The sequence below is a fragment of the Halorussus marinus genome (assembly GCF_004765795.1).
In the GTDB taxonomy this organism is placed as follows: Archaea; Halobacteriota; Halobacteria; order Halobacteriales; family Haladaptataceae; genus Halorussus; species Halorussus marinus.
Window position 1 is genome coordinate 342,296 of the sequence record NZ_SBIV01000003.1, and the last position, 17,888, is coordinate 360,183.

Consider the following 17,888-nt stretch of genomic DNA (forward strand, 5'->3'; position numbering starts at 1 on the left):
GGGTCAGGGACTCCTCCGCGGACGAACGAGCAGTGATTCACCGCTCGGAGGGCGCACATGAGTAACGGCTCCGACCGCACAGAACGCGAACTGAAAGCGCTTGCCAGCCGGGAGCGGCGCGCGGTGCTCGAACACTTCGTCGCGACCGAGACGGCGGTCGCGGACATCGAAGTACTGTGCTGTAAGGTCGCCAGTGCGCGGGCCGACGGCGGCGGGGAGTCGCCGTCGACCGATCCTGCCAGAGTCGAACTCCACCACGTCCACCTGCCGACGCTGGCCGACTGCGATCTGGTCGAGTACGACTCCCGGTCGGGAACGGTGCGATACAAGGCCGACGAGTCGGTCGAGGAACTGCTGGCGGCGCTGGCGACGTTCGAGGCCGAACGGTGACACGATCGCGGGATAGAGCCGGCCGTCCGGGTCGGGCGAGCGACCGGCGCGCTCAGGAGAAGAACTTCAGCAGGTCGTCGCGCTTGTGCTCGTGGAGCTGGGTCTTCACGGCCTCGTTCAGCGCGTCGACGTTTCCGCGCTTCGCCGAGATGGGCGCGATCGTGTCCCGCCACTGCTTCCACGGCGGGTGGAGCCCGAGCCGGTCACAGAGCTCGTTCAGCCGCTCGTCGTCGTCGTCGACCTTGTCCATCTTGTTGACCGCGACGACGACCGGGATCCCGACGTCCCGGAGGAAGTAGAACATCTCGACGTCGTAAGGCACCTCCTCGCCGCCCGAGTGGCGGTCGATGATGTCGACGGCGCTCTTGGCGTCGACCACGAGCACCCCGACCAGAATCTCGTCGGCGTTGTCCTCGACGTACCGGACGATGTCGGTCTTGATCTCCTCGCGGCGCTCCTCGGAGACCCCCGACATGAACCCGAACCCCGGGAGGTCGGTGAGCACGAAGTCCTCGCTGGCCCAGTCGTAGTGGTTCGGCGAGCGGGTCACCCCCGGCTTGCCGCCCGTGTCGAAGCTGTGACCGGTCAGCTCGCGCATCAGTGTCGACTTGCCGACGTTCGACCGCCCGACGAAGACCACCTCGGCTCCCCGGTCCGGTCGGCTCTCGAACATACCTTCGCTTCGGGTCGGCGAGGTTTAACGGGCGCGGTTCCCGCGGAAGGCGTCCCCGATCGGACGGTCCTCGCGGACGCTGAGCCGGCGCCCGCGAACGGACGTTCCGGCCGCGAACGGTCGGCCGAGCCCCGTTCGATCGCTTTCCGGGCTTATTTATCGACGCCGTGCCACCTGTGGGTATGCGGCTCGTACAGGTCTCGATCCCCGCCGGCAAGCGCGATACGGTCATCGAGGTCCTCGACGACGAAGGCGTCGACTACATGCTGACCGACGAGACCAGCGGCCGGGAGTACACCGACATCGCGTACTTCCCCCTGCCGACCAAGGCGGTCCAGCCGATCCTCGACGAGCTCCGGGACGCGGGACTCGGCGACGACGCCCACGCGGTCATCATCGACGCCGAGACCGACACGTCTCGTCGTTACGAGCAGCTCGAAGCGAAGTTCGACGAGCAGAACGACGAGACCGAACGCATCGCCCGCGAGGAGATGCGGACGACGGCCCACGAGATGTCCCCGGAGTTCACCACGTTCGTCGCGATGACGATCATCAGCGCGGTGGTCGCGGCCGCCGGCCTCCTGCTCGATTCGCCGGCGGTCGTGGTGGGGTCGATGGTGATCGCGCCGCTCATCGGCCCGGCGATGGAGACCAGCGTCGGAACCGTGCTGGGCGACCGCGAGCTGTTCCGGGGCGGGCTGAAGCTCCAGATCATCGGCGGCGTCCTCACCATCGCGAGCGCGACCGCCTTCGCGCTCGCGGTCAAGGTGGGGTTTCTGGTCCCGCCGGGAACCGACGTCACCGCCATCTCCCAGATCAGCGGTCGGCTCACCCCCGATTTCCTCTCGCTGGTGGTCGCGCTCGGGGCGGGCGCCGCGGGCGCGCTCAGCATCGCGTCGGGCGTCTCGGTCGCGCTTGTCGGGGTCATGATCGCCGCGGCGCTGGTGCCGCCGGCCGCCGCGGTCGGCATCTCGCTCGCGTGGGGTCACCCGATGGCCGCGATCAGCTCGGCGGTCCTCGTGCTCGTGAACATCCTCTCGATCAACCTCTCGGGGCTGGTCGTGCTCTGGTACATGGGCTACCGGCCGAAAAACTGGTTCGAGCTCGACGAGACCCGGTCGGCGCTTGCCAAGCGCGCCGGGGTCCTCCTCGCGGCCATCCTCGTGCTCTCGGTGTTCCTCGGGGGCGTGACCTACACCACCGTCCAGTCGGCCGGGTTCCAGCAGGACGCCCGCGAAGACGTCGCGGCGGTCCTCAACGACACCGAGGGCGCCCAGTTGCTCGACGTCGCGTTCGAGACCGCCGGGACGCCCCCGTTCACCAGCCACCAGCGCGTGGTGGTCACGGTCGGCCGGCCCGCGGACGCCGCGTATCCGGGACTCGCCGACCGGCTCAGCCGGCGGATCAACGAGAGCGCACGAACCCCCGTCGAGGTGCAGGTCCGCTACGTCGAGACCGACACCGCCGGCGCGTAGCGCCCGGCGGTCCGACACGAGCCTATTTGGGCGGCGGTGTCGTACCCGTTGGAGATGTTCAGGGGAGCACTCACGGCGGTGGGGGTCGCCGCGCTCGTGGCGGTCGCCGGGTTCGCCGGCGCCGTCGGCCCCGCCGCGACGAACGCACAGCAAGCAGACGGCCCGACCATCGACGTCGCGGCTTCGGGGCAGGCGCAGGCCGACCCCGATCGGGCCATCCTGCGGGTCGCGGTCGTCGCGACCGGCGACGACGCGAACGCGGTCCGCGAGCGCCTCGGGGCCAACGCCTCGCGGCTCCGGGCCGCGCTGGCGGAGAACGGCGTTCCGGACGATCGCGTTCGGACGGTCGCGTACACCGTCGACCGGCGATACGACCGCGAGACGACGACCGACCGGCCGCGGGGCTTCGAGGGGGTCCACGCCTTCGAGGTGACGCTCGCGAACGTCTCGCGGGCCGGCGAGATCGTCGACGTCGCGGTCGCGAACGGCGCCGACCGGGTCGATAGCGTCGAACTCACGCTCTCTCCCGACCGGCGTCGGGCGGTCCGGGCCGACGCGCTACGGGACGCGATGGCCAACGCCCGGAGCGACGCCGAGGTGCTCGCCGAGAGCGCGGGTCTCTCGATCGCGGGCGTCCACACCGTCTCGACCGGCGACGCGAGCGTTCAGCCGTTCCGGACGGAGGCCTTCGACGCCGACGCGGGCGGCGAGGCCGCGACCGACATCGACGCCGGGCCGGTGACCGTCTCCGCGCAGGTGGCGGTGACTTACAACGGGACCGACGCGTGATCGCCGAAACATCTTCCAAAATTGACTTTACCGGCCGGTGATCACCTCGGGGTATGGTCGGTCCCCCATCCGCGACGTCCGATCTCCGCCCGTGGCATCGCCTCCTCGAGCACTACACGCCCGACGGGAGGCTCGGTCGCCTCCTGCTGGCGGCGCTCGCGGGAGGGGTCGGCGCCACGTCGCTGTTGCTGGCGATCTGGTCCGCGGCGGCGTCGGTCGTTCTCTGGCCGCTCGTCGCGCTCGCGGCGACTGCGGCCGGACTCGGCGGCGTGGCGCTCGCGCTGATCGTCCTCTGGCCGGTCTACCTCTCGCTGATCGGCAACGTCGAGTCGGCGAGCGCGTACGCCGAGACGGGCGGGGCGGCGCCGTCGACCGCCGCCGGACCGTCCGACCCCGACGACGCGGTCGCGCTGTTGAAGCGCCGGTACGCGGCCGGCGAGATCTCGGAGACTGAGTTCGAGAGCCGCCTCGACGACCTGCTCGGGGTCGACGCCGCGCTCGCGGCCTCCCGGTCGGCCGAGCGCCGCGACGCCGAACGTCCCGACCGCGACGCCGAGCGCAACTGAACGGTCGCGTCGAACGCTCGCGCCGGCCTGAACGCTTTTGCGGCGCTACGGCGTTGATTCCCTGTGCGCCTGATACACGTCCTGGTCTCGGACGAGCAGCGCGACCCGGTGTTGAGCGCGCTCGACGACAGGAACGTCACCTACGTCGTCCTCGACGCCGAGGACGGCGGGGAGGGCGACCTGCTCGTCGAGTTCCCGCTTCCGAACGACGGCACGGGCGACGTGATGGACGCCCTCGGGGAGGCCGGTCTCGACGAGACGGCCTACACCGTGGTCGGCACGGCCGAGACCGCGACCACCGCGACCATGTCGGCGCTGGAGGACCGGTACTCCGGGGACTTCGACCCGCTCACCCGGCAGGCGCTCCGGTCGAAGGCGAAGGACATGTCCCACGACCTCCGGTCGTTCGTCTGGATGATCCTCCTGAGCGCGATCATCGCCACCGCCGGGCTGTTGGTCAACTCCCCGGCGGTCGTGGTGGGGTCGATGGTGATCGCGCCGATGGTCGGGCCCGTGCTCACCGCGAGCGTCGGGACGGTCACGGGCGACCGGGAGATGCTCGCCGACAGCGTCCGGCTTCAGGTGATCGGGCTCGTGGTCGCGGTGGTCACCGCGACCGCGTTCAGCTACGTTCTCAGGACGTTCAGTTTCGTGCCGATGCTGGAGATCAGCGCAATCGGCCAGATCAGCTCCCGGGTCGCGCCCAGTCTCCTCACGGTCGCGGTCGGCCTCGCCTCGGGGAGCGCCGCGGCGTTCGGGCTCACCACCAAGGGACCGACCTCGCTCATCGGCGTGATGATCGCGGCGGCGCTCATCCCCGCGGCGGGGACCGCCGGCATCGCGGTCGTCTGGGGGTATCCGACGATCGCGGTCGGGTCGCTGTTGTTGCTCGCGGTCTCGCTGGTCGCGATCAACGTCTCGTCGCTCGCCACGCTCTGGTATCTGGGCTATCGCCCCCGGCGGTCGGACTCCGGGCTGTTGACGTTCGAGAACGGCCGCCGGATCGCGACGTTCGCGGTCGGGGCGGTCGCGATCGCGCTCGTCGTCGGCGCCGCCGTGGTCGGGACCTACCAGCAGGTCGGCTACGAGCGTGCGATCAATCAGGAGATCGAGTCGGTGCTCGACGATCCCGAGTACGCCAACCTCACGCTGGTCCAGACCAGCATCGAGTACGGGTTCGTCGGCGAGCTGTTCGGCCCCGAGACCGTCACCGTCACGATCAGTCGGACCGCCGACGGGGAGTTCCCCGACCTCGCCGACCGCCTCCAGCGCCGGATCGCCGACCGGACGGGCCAGCGGCCCGCGCTCCGGGTCACCTTCGTGGACTACGAGGTCGCCGAGGCGCCGCCGGGGTGACCGGCGGCGCTCACTCCTCGAACGGGAGTTCGGGCTCGTAGCCGACCGCCTCGACCGCGGCGTCGAGCGTCTCCTCGACGTTGTCGCCGGTTTCGACGCTCATGTAGGCGTCGGCCTCCACGTCCGTCGAGAGGTCGGACTTGTTGCAGACGGTGAGCACGGGGACGTCGCCGAACTGTTCGGCCAGCGCGTCCCGGAGTTCGAGCTGGGCGTCGAGGGGGTAGCCGCAGTAGCCGCTTGCGTCCACCACGAACAGGACGGCGTCGGCGAGGTGTTCGAGCGCCGAGACCGCCTGATTCTCGATGTCGTTGCGCTCGTCGGCCGGCCGGTCGAGCAGGCCCGGCGTGTCGACGATCTGGTACCGGATGCGATCGCGGTCGAAGTGGCCGACGTGGACGCCCTTGGTCGTGAACGGGTACTCCGCGATCTCGTTGCGGGCGTTGGTGACGTCGTTGACGAACGAGGACTTGCCCACGTTGGGGTAGCCCGCGACCACGACGGTCGGCTCGTCGGGGTCGATCTCGGGGAGGTCCCGGAGGGCGTTGCGCGCCTCGCCCACCCGTTCGAGGTCCGCCTCGACCTCCTCGACGACCGACGCGAGCCGGGCGAACCCCTGCTTGCGGAGCTTGCGGTCGGTTTCGAGGTCGCCGGTGAGCCGGCCCTGATACTCCCGGCCGATCTCTTTGGTCTTGTGGCTTGCCCACTGGACCTCCGAGAGGCTCTGGCGGAGTTCGTTCACGTCGACGATCGCGTCGGCGAGTTCGTAGTAGAACGGATCGACCTCGCGGAAATCGGGCCACTCGGTCGCGACGTTGCCCAGATTGTCGCTCAGGACGTTCGACGCCGTCTGGAGCATCGACTGCTGGGCCTGAGTGCCGCTCTTGGCCCGTCCCGCACGCGCCGCCCGCGAGAACGCCTGGTCGATGAGTTCCTCCGACGTGGGCGTCGTCGGAAGGGATTCGAAAATCATGGACGTACGTAGCTCTCGCGGGCTTAAAAGGGCGTTCATACCGACGGCCGGCGCGCGATCACCCATCCCTAAGTACCACCAACTACTACCACAAGCTAATGAGTGACACCTCGACTCAGTTCACCCGACGACCGGCCCCGGTCTCGAAGCCAGCCGTCCTCACCGTCGCGGGGAGCGACTCGGGCGGCGGCGCCGGGATTCAGGCGGACCTGAAGACGATCGAGGCCCACGGCGGGTTCGGCGCGAGCGCGGTCACGGCGGTCACGGCCCAGCACACCCGCGGCGTCGAGTCGACCCACGTCCTGCCCGCCCGAGAGGTCGGGGCCCAGTTCGACGCGGTCGCCGCGGACCTCGACGTGCGGGCCGCCAAGACCGGCATGCTCGCCACGGCCGAGAACGTCCGGACGGTGGCCGACCGGGCGGCGACCGCCGACTTCCCGGTCGTCGTCGACCCCGTGATGGTGGCGGCCTCGGGCGACCGCCTGCTCGATCCCGACGCCGAGGACGCCTACGAGGGTCTCCTCGCCGAGGCCGCGCTGGTGACGCCCAACGCCGAGGAGGCCCGAGTCCTCACCGGCATCGCGGTCGAGGACGCCGACTCCGCCGCCGCGGCGGGCGAGGCGCTCGTCGAGATGGGTGCGGACGCGGCGCTCCTCACGGGCGGGCACGTCTCGGGCGAGACGGTTCGGGACACGCTGGTCACGCCCGACCGGACCCGCACCGTCGACCACCCGCGGGTCGAGACCGACGCGACCCACGGCTCGGGGTGTGCGCTCTCGGCCGCGATCGCCGCCCGACTCGCGCTCGGCGACGACCTCCCCGCCGCGGTCGAGGCCGGCGTCGAGTTCGTCGCGCGTGCGGTCCGTTACAACCTCGACGTCGGCGAGGGGCCGGGTGCGGTCCACCACGCGGTCGGACTCCGGAACCGCGCCGCCCGCGAACCCGCCGCGGAGGCCGTCAGCGAGGTCGTCGGGCGACTCGTCGAGGCGGACGTCTCGGCGGTCGTCCCCGAAGTGGGGACGAACGTCGTCGGCGCGACCCCCTACGCCGAATCGGTCGGCGAGACCGCGGCCGTCGAGGGCCGGATCACCCGGACGCTCTCGGGCGTTCGGCCCACCCGCGGGGTTCGGTTCGGCGCGTCGAGCCACGTCGCGCGATTCCTGCTGGCCGCCCGGGAGTTCGACCCCGAACTCCGATTTGCCGCCAACTGCCGGTTCGACGCCGACGTGGAGGCCGCGCTCGACGACCTCGGCTGGCCGGTCGCCGAGTACGACCGCGACGCCGAGCCCGACGCCGTGAAAGAACCGGAGGGGTCGACGATGCAGTGGGGCGCGCGTCGGGCCTTCGAGGCGGCCGCGGGCACGCCGGTCGCGGTCGTGGACCGCGGCGAGGTCGGCAAGGAGGCGATGACGAAACTGGTCGCGTCCGATCCCGCGACGCTGGCCGACCGCGTCGTGGGGCTCGCCGAGGCGGTCGCGGGCGAGTAGCCGTCCGCGATCACTCGCCGGCGTCGGCCGCGTTCGCCACGATCTGTCCGGCGTGGACGAAGTCGCGGTCGCGCTCGACCGGGTCGCTCTCGGGGGTGCGGGTCGCGACGTCGGCGAACCGGACCGGCAGTCCCATCCCGACGAAGAAGTTCGGGCGGTCCTGAACGTGGAAGTGGAGGTGGGGCTCGGTCGTGTTCCCCGAGTTGCCACACCGGCCGATCCGGTCGCCGCGCTCGACCCGGTCGCCGGCCGAGACCGCCACGCTCCCCCGTTTCAGGTGGGCCAGAACGCTGTACTCGCCGTCGGCGTGACGGATCGTCACGTAGTTGCCCCGGATGTCGCGCTGGCGCGGGTCGAGCCAGCCGTCGGTGCGGTGGTAGTCGCGGTGGCCGTCGCTGGCCGCGACCACCTCGCCGTCGGCGGGCGCGACGATCGGCTCGCCGAAACAGTAGTGGGCCTCGGGGCCCGACCGGTCGCCCGCGTGGGTGCGCCCCGACTCGTCGGTGATCACCAAGTCGTGGGCGTACCGCTGGGTCAAGATGCCCCACGAGTGGGAGTAGCGCCGGTCGGGACTGCCGTTGACCACCGTCCACTCGCCCTCGAACGGGAGCCGGTAGTCGACCGGGCTGTCGTGGCTGTCGGGATCGGGTAACCGACCGCGGTACCGCACGAGGATGGGGACGTGGCCCGCCAGTTGCAACAGGCTGGTCACAAACACCGCCGGCTGGAACTGGAGCAGGAACATCCCGAGATACGCCCGGACGGTCGCGGCCCGGCCGCCGGTGTCGATCCAGTCGGTCGGCGCCGGCTGGTCGTCGTCGCCGGTCGTGGCCGAAGCGACGCCTTTGACGTACGGCCACAGCCCGAACAGGAAAAACAGCATGAAGTCTTCGAGGTGTTCGAAGCGCTCGAACGCGATCGCGGGCAGTCCGATGAACCCCAGCACCGAGAGCACCGTCGGATCGGGGATTCGGCCCAACAGCCGGTCGAGTCGCTCTCGTTTGGGCTTGCGCTCGGACGCGGCGGGGTGACGCGACTCCGTCATCGTCTACTCCGATCGCCGGGATCGGGCTTCAGTGTTTGGCGAACCGTTCTTCTATTGGATTTCTGTCACTCTCGCTCGACGGACTCGACGTCGGTCGCGGTCACCCGCCCGCGGTCGTCGAGGGTAGCGCGGAGCGTCTCGTCGCCGACTCCGACCGACATCCGGAGCGTCTCGTCGCCGTCGACCCGTTCGACTGGCGCATCGGCCCGCGCGAACTCCAGTTCCCACCAGTAGCCGTCGCGTATTGACCTGCCGTGGCGGCGGTAGAGCGCCTCGACCTCGGGGTGGCCGACCAGACAGCACCCCGCCGGCACGTCGAGGGTGCTCCCGCACGCTTCACACCGGGCGCGAAAGCGATACGGCTGGCCCGCGCCGTCGGTCGGTTCGAGGCGGGTCTCGACGCTCGCGTAGCAGTCCGGGCAGGTGCCCGCCCGGATGGTCTCGACCGTCTGGTAGAGGTCGAGGGTCGCGGTCCGAACCAGCTCCCGGAGGGTGGCGCCGCTGGCGGCGTTCGGCGGCAGGCTCCAGACGAACAGCCGGTGGTCGTTCGCACACCGGACCGAGAGCACCCCGTCGTCGTAGCGCCCGACCGCCCCCGCCCCGCAGAGCTCGCAGTCGCTGTCGAGGTCGGTCGGCCCGAGGGTCGCTCGCTCGGTGTACGTGCCGGCGACGATGGCGGTCGCCACCTCGCTACCGGCGTACGTCAGCCGATAGCTTCCGTCGTCGGTCTGCTCGACGAACGGCCCGCGGAGCTTTTCGAGGTGGTACCGAAATCGACCGGAGTCCCTGACGCCGACCCGCTTTCGGAGCTCCGAGAACGCCAGCCCCGGCTCGTCGGGGTCGCTCCGGCGGTCGTCGGCGAGCGTTTCGAGCACCGCCACCCGGATCGGGTCGCCGAGCGCGGCGAACGCGGTCGCGGGCTCGATGGCCTCCTCGTCGGCGCTCATCGTGAATCGGTGCGTGGTACACCGGCCATCCGGAGAACCGTTACGGTCGACGAAGCGCCACGTCGCCGACCCCAGCACCCTTCGGGCGCCGGCCCGAAGGTCGAGTATGGCAGACTCGACCGACGACGAACTCGCCGAACTCGCGGCGGACCTCCACGCCGCCCTCGAAGCGACGGCCGAACTCCCGGTCGAGGCGTCGGCGAGCCGGTGGCTCGGCGAGGCCGAAGCGGTCGCCGGCGACGCCGCGCGCGCCGCCCGCGAGGCCGACGCGGCGTCCGGAGCGGATCCGGACGGCCCCGAGGCGGTCGTCGAAGCGCGCGTCGAACAGGTCCGGATGCTCCTCTCGAACGTCGACGCGACCGGGAGCGAGGCGGCCGACCAGCGGGTCGGGACCGCCCGGGAGCTGGCCGCGGAAATCGACTCGCGGCTCTAGGCCGCCATCTCCCGGCAGGTCCGGGCACACTCCTCCAGAACGTCCGCGCAGGTCTGGCAGTGATCGTGGTCGTGCTGGCGACACTCCTCGGCGCACTCCTCGCAGGCGTCCGCGCAGGTCTCGGCGAGGTCCTCGCTGTACTCGGAGTTGCGCGCCATGAACCGGGCGTGCATGCTGGCGACGTCCGCCACGTCCCGGCACAGCCGGATACACCGGGACATGTCCATCTCCTCGTCGAGACACTCGTCGGCGCACCACTCGCAGGCCTGGGTCGCCTCGAAGCAGTTGTCGATACACTCGTCCATCTCGTCGCTCACGTCGAGTTCTGACAGTGCCATCGCGGTCTCAGGCTCACGGCAATGACCGTCTTAGGGTCTGTGGCTAGCGGATCGGACGCTGTGGGGCCGTTAGCCCCACGCAGTCGAAAGACGCCCGGCGCTCGCTTTTGGTTCCGAGATCGAACGGCCGATTCGCCGAACGATCGAAGGCACAAACCCGAAAAAGGGGGACCGCCAAGGAACGGACATGGCGAACGAGATCACCGTCGAAGGGATGAGCTGTGGCGGCTGTGAGGAGACCGTCGAGGACGCGCTCTCGGACCTGCCGGGCGTGCGCGCCGCCGAGGCCGACAACGAGACCGACACCGTCGTCGTGGAGGGCGACGCCAGCGACTCGGACCTCGCGGCCGCAGTCGAGGACGCCGGCTACGAGCCAAAGCTCTGAGCCGCCCCGGCGCGTCCGCTATCGGTCACCGACACGCCGCGTGCGATCCGCGCCGAGGCGTCGACACGAGGTGGGGCGTCGGCGTCCCGTCGATGACTCGCTGTCGTATCAACACATCAATACTTATATTCGTGGGAGCCGGTCGTTCAATCACATGACCGACAACCCGAACGACTGCGGCGTCGGCATTCGCGGCGTCGCGATGGGGATCGACTCGGTGGTCTGGTTCGGACTCCTGTTCGCGGCGATCTATCCGATCGCCGCGCTCACCGGCGACATCGAGACCACCGCGACAGGGACCGACGCCGATCTCACGGGGACTCCCGCCACCGCGGCCTTCCTGCTGTGGCTCGGGCTCGGCGTCGGCTACCACACGCTGTTCGAGTGGCGCTCGGGCAAGACCCTCGGCAAGTACCTCGTCGGCATCCGGGCGGTCGAGGACGACGGCTCGCCCCTGACGCTCCGGTCGGCGGCGGTGCGCAACGTCTCGCGGCTCGTCGACGTGTTGCCGCTCTTCTACGTCGTCGGGATCGTCGCGGCGCTCCTCTCGGACCGCTACAAGCGGGTGGGCGACCGACTCGCCGACACGGTGGTGGTCCGGACGTGACGGGAGTCGGTTCGCGGCGTGCCGAGACACCAACTGATAACTACGCCGGTGCTAAACTGCCGGTATGACCAGTGAACTGGCCGCGAGGTGGTCCGCGTGAGCGACGAGAAACGGGGCGGAGACTACGTCTACGAGGCGCTTTTGGACGCCGGCGTCGATCTGCTGGTCGGCATCCCGGGGACCCAGACGCTCCCGCTCGACCGGACGGTCGTCGAGCGCGACGAGATGGAGTACCTGATGGCCCGCCACGAGACCGCCGTCCCCCACATCGCGTGGGGGTACTACGAGTCGGGCGGCGGCGTCGCCGCCACGCTCACGGTCCCGGGGCCGGGCGACACGAACGCGATGCACGGCCTGAAGAACGCCTCGGAGGACTGCGTGCCGATCCTCCACGTCTCGGCCGACGTCAACCCCGAGGACCGCGGGAAGGGCCCGATCCACGAGATCGAGGCCGACACCTTCGACAACGCGGTGAAAGCGAACGTCGCCGTCGAGTCGGCGCTCGAACTCCCCGCGAAGCTGGCCGGCGGCATCGAGACCGCGCTCGAACCCCCGACCGGTCCCGTCCGGCTCGGGGTGCCGAGCCGCATCCTCGACGAGACGGTCGACGCGCCGGCCGCGACGGTCTCGCCCGAGCGGACGACGTGGGACGCCGGCGACGACGCCGCGGCCGCCGCCGACCTGCTCGCCGACGCCGACCGACCCGTGGTGTATCTCGGCGGCGGCGCCCGCCGGTCGCCGGGCGCCACCGAGGCGGTCCGCGGGCTGGTCGAGGACCTCGACGCCCCCGTGGTCGCCTCCTACAAGGGGAAGGGCGTCTTCCCGGAGGACGACGACCGCTTCCTCGGCGTGACCGGCTCGCACCTGCCCGCGGGCGCCGAGCGCGTCCTCGATCGCGCGGACGTCGTGCTCGCGCTCGGGACCGACTTCGACGGCGTGACGACCGCCCACTGGTCGCTCCCGATGGGCGAGCAACTGATTCACGTCACCCTCGACACGTCGGCGGTCGGCGCCTCCTACGAGCCTGAGGTGGCCGTCCTCTCGGACGTCGCCGACGCGGTCGACTCGATCCGCGAGGGCCTCGACGGCGCGGGCGCCGGCGGCTGGGACGGCGGCGCTGTCGGGTCCGCGGTCCGTTCGGAGTACCGCGAGACCCTCGACGCCGCGGGGCTGTTCGAGGACGGCGCGCCGCTCAACACGCCCGGCGTGATCGACGCCGTCCGCGAGTCGACGCCCCGCGAGGCGCCGGTCGCGGTCGACGTCGGCGGCTTCCGGCTGTGGGCGATGCAGGCGTTCACGGCCTACGACCCCGAGCGGTACGTCGCCGCGGGCTCGTGGGCCGGGATGGGCGTCGGCCTGCCGGCCGCCATCGGCGCGGCGTTCGCCAACCCCGACGAGCCGGTGGTCTGTCTCACCGGCGACGGCGGGCTGATGATGTGTATCCACGAGCTCCACACCGCCGCCGAGTACGACCTCGACGTGACGGTCGTGGTCTCGAACAACGCCGACTACGGCGTCATCAGCAAGTCGCCGAAGATCGAACAGTACACCGAGGGCCACCAGTTCACCTGGGGGTCGCCCGACTTCGCGACCGTCGCCGAGGGGTTCGGCTGTCGGGGCACCCGCGCGGAGTCGCTCGGCGAACTCCGCGAGGCCGTCGACGACGCGGTCGGCCGCGACGGGCCGGACCTGATCGACGTGCCGATCGAGACCGACGAGCAGTCCGCGGCCGAGGCGGCCGACTACGAGTCGACGATCGACCTGCCGTAAGCCGCGGCTCCGACCGCCGACCCGCGTTCGGTCGCCGGCCGGTCGCGCGGCCCGACCGAACCCGCACGGTTTTAGTCGGCCTCGGCCCTGTGACCGAGTATGATTTCGAGCGCTCTCGTCAGTCCAGCGGGAGGTGGGTCCCGTGTCCGACCCTGACCCAGACACCATCGTCGGCGAGTTCTTCGCGCTGAAACGCGAGACCGACGCCGACTTCCTCGTGATGCAGGTCGGGGACTTCTACGAGTTCTTCGGCGAGGACGCCGAGACCGTCGCCGACCTCCTCGACCTCAAGGTGTCTCAGAAGTCCGCCCACGGCTCGGACTACCCGATGGCGGGCGTCCCGGTCGACAAGCTCACGCCCCACCTCAAGGCGCTGGTCGAGCGTGGCTACCGGGTGGCGGTCGCCGACCAGCGCGAGACCGCCGACGGCCACGAGCGGGCGATCACGCGTGTCGTGACCCCGGGCACGCTCCTCGAAACCTCCGACGCCGACGCCCAGTATCTCGTCGCGGTCGTCCGGACCGACGCCGGCTACGGGCTGGCGTTCGCGGACGTGACGACCGGACGATTCCTCGTGACCGCGGTCGGGGACGGGGACGCCGACGACGCGGCCGACCGCGTGTTCGCCGAACTCTACCGGTTCGATCCCGTCGAGATCCTCCCCGGGCCGTCGGTCCGCAACGACGACGCCTTCCTCGATCGGGTCCGCGAGCGCACCGACGCGACCGTCTCGGTCCACCGGGCCGAGGCGTTCGCGCCCGGCCGGGCGACCCACTTGACGACCGAACAGTTCGGGCCGGAGGCCCTCGACAGCCTCGGCCTCGACGGCGGGCGCGACGACACCCCCGAGGTGCAGGCGGCGGGCGCGTTGCTCTCGTACGTCGAGGAGACCGGCACCGGCGTCGCGTCGTCGATGACCCGGCTCCGGCGCTACCGGGGCGACGACCACGTCGAACTCGATGCGACCACCCAGCGCAACCTCGAACTCACCGAGACCATGTCCGGAAGTACCGGCGGTACTTCGACACAGGGCGGCCGCGAGGGGTCGCTGTTCGCGACCATCGACCACACCGTCACGAGCCCGGGCAAGCGCCTGCTCGCGGAGTGGCTCAAGCGCCCCCGACAGGACCGCTCGACCCTCCGGACGCGCGCCGATGGCGTGGCGGCGTTCGCCGACGCCGCGCTGGCGCGCGAGGGCGTCCGAGAGTCGCTCGGCGACGCCTACGACCTCGAACGCCTCGCGAGCAAGGCCGCCTCGGGGAGCGCCGACGCCCGCGACCTCCTGCGGGTCCGCGAGACCCTCGCGCTCGTCCCGACGGTCGCCGACGCGATCGAGTCCGACCCCACACTCTCGGCGTCGCCGCTGGCCGACATCGCCGCCCGCCCCGACCGGGAGGCGGCCGCCGACCTGCGCGAGCGACTCGACGCGCTGGTCGACGACCCGCCGGCCACGATCACCGAGGGCGGGCTGTTCCGGCGAGGCCACGACGACGACCTCGACGACCTCATCGACCGCCACGAGGCGGTCGAGGAGTGGCTCGACACGCTGGCCGACCGCGAGAAGCGCGAGACCGGCATCACCCACCTCCGGGTCGACCGCAACAAGACCGACGGCTACTACATCCAGGTGGGCAACTCCGAGACCGACGCGGTGCCCGACCGCTACGACCGGCTCAAGAGCCTGAAGAACTCCGAGCGCTACACCACCGACGCGCTCGACGAGCGCGAGCGCGAGATCCTCCGGCTCGAAGAGCGCCGCGGCGACCTGGAGTACGAGCTGTTCGAGACGCTCCGGGAGGCGGTCGCGGCCCGCGCGGACCTGCTCCAGTCGGTCGGGCGCGCGCTCGCCGAACTCGACGCGCTGGCGTCGCTTTCGGTCCACGCCGTCGAGAACGACTGGGTCCGCCCCGAGCTCTGCGAGTCGGGCGGGATCGACGTCGAGGCCGGGCGCCACCCCGTCGTCGAGCGCACCACCGAGTTCGTCCCCAACGACGCGCACCTCGGCGGCGACCGGCGGTTTCTCGTGGTGACCGGCCCGAACATGTCGGGGAAGTCGACGTACATGCGGCAGGTCGCGCTCGTCGTGCTCCTCGCTCAGATCGGGAGCTTCGTGCCGGCCGCCGCGGCCGAGATCGAACCGGTCGACGGCATCTACACTCGGGTCGGCGCGCTCGACGAACTCGCGCAGGGCCGGTCGACGTTCATGGTCGAGATGCAAGAGCTGTCGAACATCCTCCACTCGGCCACCGAGGACTCGCTGGTGATCTTAGACGAGGTGGGCCGGGGCACCGCGACCTACGACGGCATCTCGATCGCGTGGGCCGCGACCGAGTACCTCCACAACGAGGTGCGCGCCAAGACCCTCTTTGCGACCCACTACCACGAGCTCACGACGCTCGCCGATCAGCTCGATCGGGTCCAGAACGTCCACGTCGCGGTCGACGGCGAGCCGCCCTCGTCCGACGGGGCGGCGTCGGGCTCGGCCGACGAGGGCGACGGCGACGTGACCTTCCTCCGGACCGTCGAGGACGGCCCGACTGACCGGTCGTACGGGATCCACGTCGCCGGACTCGCGGGTGTGCCCGACCCCGTGGTCGAGCGCTCGCGGGACGTGCTCGAGAAGCTCCGGGCCGAGGAGGCCATCGAGACCAAAGGCGGGGGGGCAGACGCCACCAAGCAGGTCGTCTTCGACGTCGGGTCGGGGCAGTTACAGACCCGCGACGACGGGGACGATGCGCCCGCGACCGGGGCCTCGGACGAGGACCCGGCCGGCGACCGGCTCGACGAGGAGACGCGGGCGGTCCTCGACGAGCTGTCGGGCGTGGACCTGACCGGGACCTCGCCGGTCGAGCTCATGAACCGGGTCCAGGCGTGGAAGGAGCGACTCGACGAGTGAGCGCGGCTCGCGGGCGACACTCGACGGGCGCGACCGAGCCGCGACGCCGCCGCCCGGCGCCTCGCTCACTCGCCGGACTCGCCGACCGCGTCGAGGTCGTACGCGCCGGGGTACTCGGGGGGTTTCTCGCCGGCCTTGCCGCTCCACTCCGCGACGTCGAGTCGGTAGACGGCGGTCCGGTCGATCGACGCCTCGGTCATCTCCTCGTAGTCCTCTCCGGGAGTCAGGTGGGGCGCGAACTTCGCCATGAACCGTTCGAGGACCGCCCGCTTTGCCGCCGGGTCCGAGACCAGTCCGACGGTGCCGTACGCGACGACGCTGGTGTACTCGACCGTGAAGTTGACCGGCTCGTCGGCCGGGATGAATCGCCCCATCTCGCTGGTCGTAAAGCAGGCCGCCACGTCCTCGCCGTCCGCGACGATGCCGTGGGCGCGGCCGTCCCGCGCCCCGTGGAAGAAGATCGCGCCCGCCGTCTCGTCGTAGACGAACAGCTGGGTCACGAGGTGCGGTTCGCCGTCGTCGACCAGTCCGAGGACGCCGGATCGCTGGTCGTCGAGAAAGGCGGCGATCTCCTCGTCGTCGTCGACGGCCTTCCCCTGATACCGAATCGCGTCCGAGACGTTCTCTGGCGTGCGCTCGTCCATGCCACCGAGTAGCGCGACCGGATATCTAAACGTTCTGGTGGATTCGGCCCGTCGGGGCTACTCCGGGAAGATCCGCTGGGGGAGGTACGCCGAAACGACCCAGTTTGGCTTGTCGACGACCTCGTTGATCTTGAGGTCGACGATCGCCGAGCACAGCAGGTACGCCTCCGCGCCGGTCAGCCCGCGGTTCTCGCGGAGGTGATCGATCATGGCGCGGACCGCCTCCTTGGTCGCGTCCATCAGGTCGTCGCTGATGCCGGTCGTACCGTACGCCGGCTCGCCGGCGCCGTGGGCCGAGTAGGGACCGGTCGTCTCGAAGGTCGGCCGATCGACCGACCGGTCGGACGCGAGCCGGAGTCGGGCGGTCACCGTCATCGGCGCCTCGATGCCCGTGACACAGACCTCGCCGTCGCCCTGCGCGCCGTGGCAGTCGCCGACGCTGAACAGCGCGCCCGCGACCTCGACCGGCAGGTAGAGCGTCGAACCCGCGGTCAGGTGCTTCACGTCGAGGTTCCCGCCGACCCGGCGGGGCGGCGTGGTGCTGTGCGAGCCGTCCTCGCCGGGCGCGACCCCGAGGTTCCCCGGGAAGGGGTCGAGGGGAACCTCGATCCCGTTCGCGAAGCGGCCCACGTCGCCGTCGAGGTCCCAGACGTGGAGGCCGGCGTCCGGGAACTCCTCGGAGAGTAGTCCCCACTCCTCCGCGCCGGGGTAGAAGTACGAGTAGCCGATCCCCTCGTGTTCGAGGTCGAGCAGGTCGACCGCGAGCGTGTCGTCCGGCCGTGCGCCCTTGACCGCGACCGGGCCGGTCAGCGGGTGGCCGCCCCCGACGTCGACCATCTCGACCACGTCCGCGACGGTCGAGTCCTCGTCGAGGTAGCCGTCGGTGGCGTCCCGACAGTCGAACTCCACGACCGCCCCCGGTTCGACCGTCCGCACGGGGTCGTGGTCGTTGTCCCACGTCTGATGGACGTTGTCGTCGCTGGCGTCGATTCGGTAGTCCGGCGTGGCTGACATGGCGATGCACGTCACTCCGTGGCACAGCGGCTTAAACGTGGAGAACGCGGAACCGTGGATTGATAGTCGCCACCTCCGTGGTTGGGCGCATGACGGACGGTAC

General features: G+C 70.8%; 18 protein-coding genes. 11 read left to right on the forward strand and 7 right to left on the reverse strand.

Going from position 1 to position 17,888, the window contains the following annotated elements; genetic code table 11:
• Window positions 1–57: 57 nt before the first annotated feature.
• Complete coding sequence (locus EPY72_RS08555; protein WP_135806139.1) at window positions 58–390, forward strand: DUF7344 domain-containing protein; 333 nt, start codon at window positions 58–60, stop codon at window positions 388–390.
• Between the two features lie 52 nt (window positions 391–442).
• Here EPY72_RS08555 and engB read toward each other — a convergent pair whose 3' ends face one another.
• Window positions 443–1,063, reverse strand: a complete 621-nt coding sequence (engB, locus tag EPY72_RS08560; RefSeq protein ID WP_134668826.1) for a GTP-binding protein EngB — start codon at window positions 1,061–1,063, stop codon at window positions 443–445.
• Window positions 1,064–1,245: 182 nt separating this feature from the next.
• Here engB and EPY72_RS08565 point away from each other — a divergent pair, with 182 nt between their 5' ends.
• The 4 genes from EPY72_RS08565 to EPY72_RS08580 all read left to right on the forward strand — a co-directional run bounded on the left by EPY72_RS08565 (window position 1,246) and on the right by EPY72_RS08580 (window position 5,249).
• Window positions 1,246–2,538, forward strand: a complete 1,293-nt coding sequence (locus EPY72_RS08565) for a TIGR00341 family protein (protein ID WP_135806140.1) — start codon at window positions 1,246–1,248, stop codon at window positions 2,536–2,538.
• A gap of 54 nt (window positions 2,539–2,592) precedes the next feature.
• Complete coding sequence (locus EPY72_RS08570) at window positions 2,593–3,327, forward strand: SIMPL domain-containing protein (protein ID WP_135806141.1); 735 nt, start codon at window positions 2,593–2,595, stop codon at window positions 3,325–3,327.
• A 53-nt stretch (window positions 3,328–3,380) separates the two neighbouring features.
• Entirely contained in the window at window positions 3,381–3,893 is a 513-nt protein-coding gene (locus EPY72_RS08575; RefSeq protein ID WP_135806142.1) for an SHOCT domain-containing protein, read from the forward strand.
• 63 nt (window positions 3,894–3,956) lie between these two features.
• Window positions 3,957–5,249: a TIGR00341 family protein gene (locus EPY72_RS08580; RefSeq protein ID WP_135806143.1), complete on the forward strand. Its 1,293-nt coding sequence runs from the start codon at window positions 3,957–3,959 to the stop codon at window positions 5,247–5,249.
• A 10-nt stretch (window positions 5,250–5,259) separates the two neighbouring features.
• Here EPY72_RS08580 and EPY72_RS08585 read toward each other — a convergent pair whose 3' ends face one another.
• Window positions 5,260–6,219, reverse strand: coding sequence for an NOG1 family protein (locus EPY72_RS08585; RefSeq protein ID WP_135806144.1), 960 nt, complete (start codon window positions 6,217–6,219; stop codon window positions 5,260–5,262).
• A gap of 98 nt (window positions 6,220–6,317) precedes the next feature.
• Here EPY72_RS08585 and thiD point away from each other — a divergent pair, with 98 nt between their 5' ends.
• Window positions 6,318–7,706, forward strand: coding sequence for a bifunctional hydroxymethylpyrimidine kinase/phosphomethylpyrimidine kinase (thiD, locus tag EPY72_RS08590; RefSeq protein ID WP_135806145.1), 1,389 nt, complete (start codon window positions 6,318–6,320; stop codon window positions 7,704–7,706).
• Window positions 7,707–7,716: 10 nt separating this feature from the next.
• Here the strand turns inward: thiD and EPY72_RS08595 are convergent, their stop codons facing one another.
• Together EPY72_RS08595 and EPY72_RS08600 are read right to left on the reverse strand one after the other, a co-directional pair.
• Window positions 7,717–8,751 carry a M23 family metallopeptidase gene (locus EPY72_RS08595; RefSeq protein ID WP_134668839.1) on the reverse strand — a complete coding sequence of 345 codons (1,035 nt, stop codon included), beginning with the start codon at window positions 8,749–8,751 and terminating at the stop codon, window positions 7,717–7,719.
• Between the two features lie 65 nt (window positions 8,752–8,816).
• Window positions 8,817–9,698 (reverse strand): ArsR/SmtB family transcription factor, encoded by an 882-nt coding sequence (locus EPY72_RS08600; protein WP_134668841.1) that lies wholly within the window; start codon window positions 9,696–9,698, stop codon window positions 8,817–8,819.
• Window positions 9,699–9,804: 106 nt separating this feature from the next.
• Between EPY72_RS08600 and EPY72_RS08605 the strand changes: the two genes are divergently transcribed.
• Window positions 9,805–10,131: a DUF8152 family protein gene (locus EPY72_RS08605; RefSeq protein ID WP_134668843.1), complete on the forward strand. Its 327-nt coding sequence runs from the start codon at window positions 9,805–9,807 to the stop codon at window positions 10,129–10,131.
• Here the strand turns inward: EPY72_RS08605 and EPY72_RS08610 are convergent.
• Window positions 10,128–10,469, reverse strand: a complete 342-nt coding sequence (locus EPY72_RS08610; protein WP_134668845.1) for a four-helix bundle copper-binding protein — start codon at window positions 10,467–10,469, stop codon at window positions 10,128–10,130. The genes EPY72_RS08605 and EPY72_RS08610 overlap by 4 nt on opposite strands.
• Before the next feature lie 187 nt (window positions 10,470–10,656).
• Between EPY72_RS08610 and EPY72_RS08615 the strand changes: the two genes are divergently transcribed.
• The 4 genes from EPY72_RS08615 (at window position 10,657) to mutS (ending at window position 16,127) form a co-directional block, all read left to right on the forward strand.
• Window positions 10,657–10,854, forward strand: a complete 198-nt coding sequence (locus EPY72_RS08615; RefSeq protein ID WP_135806146.1) for a heavy-metal-associated domain-containing protein — start codon at window positions 10,657–10,659, stop codon at window positions 10,852–10,854.
• 154 nt (window positions 10,855–11,008) lie between these two features.
• Window positions 11,009–11,461, forward strand: coding sequence for an RDD family protein (locus EPY72_RS08620; RefSeq protein WP_135806147.1), 453 nt, complete (start codon window positions 11,009–11,011; stop codon window positions 11,459–11,461).
• Window positions 11,462–11,557: 96 nt separating this feature from the next.
• Window positions 11,558–13,231, forward strand: coding sequence for a thiamine pyrophosphate-binding protein (locus EPY72_RS08625; RefSeq protein ID WP_210423513.1), 1,674 nt, complete (start codon window positions 11,558–11,560; stop codon window positions 13,229–13,231).
• A 142-nt stretch (window positions 13,232–13,373) separates the two neighbouring features.
• Window positions 13,374–16,127, forward strand: a complete 2,754-nt coding sequence (gene mutS / locus EPY72_RS08630; RefSeq protein WP_135806149.1) for a DNA mismatch repair protein MutS — start codon at window positions 13,374–13,376, stop codon at window positions 16,125–16,127.
• Between the two features lie 65 nt (window positions 16,128–16,192).
• Here the strand turns inward: mutS and EPY72_RS08635 are convergent, their stop codons facing one another.
• A complete protein-coding gene (locus tag EPY72_RS08635) occupies window positions 16,193–16,771 on the reverse strand; it encodes a pyridoxamine 5'-phosphate oxidase family protein (RefSeq protein ID WP_135806150.1) in 579 nt (192 codons plus the stop codon).
• A 57-nt stretch (window positions 16,772–16,828) separates the two neighbouring features.
• Window positions 16,829–17,785: an acetamidase/formamidase family protein gene (locus EPY72_RS08640; RefSeq protein ID WP_135806151.1), complete on the reverse strand. Its 957-nt coding sequence runs from the start codon at window positions 17,783–17,785 to the stop codon at window positions 16,829–16,831.
• Window positions 17,786–17,888: the final 103 nt, after the last annotated feature.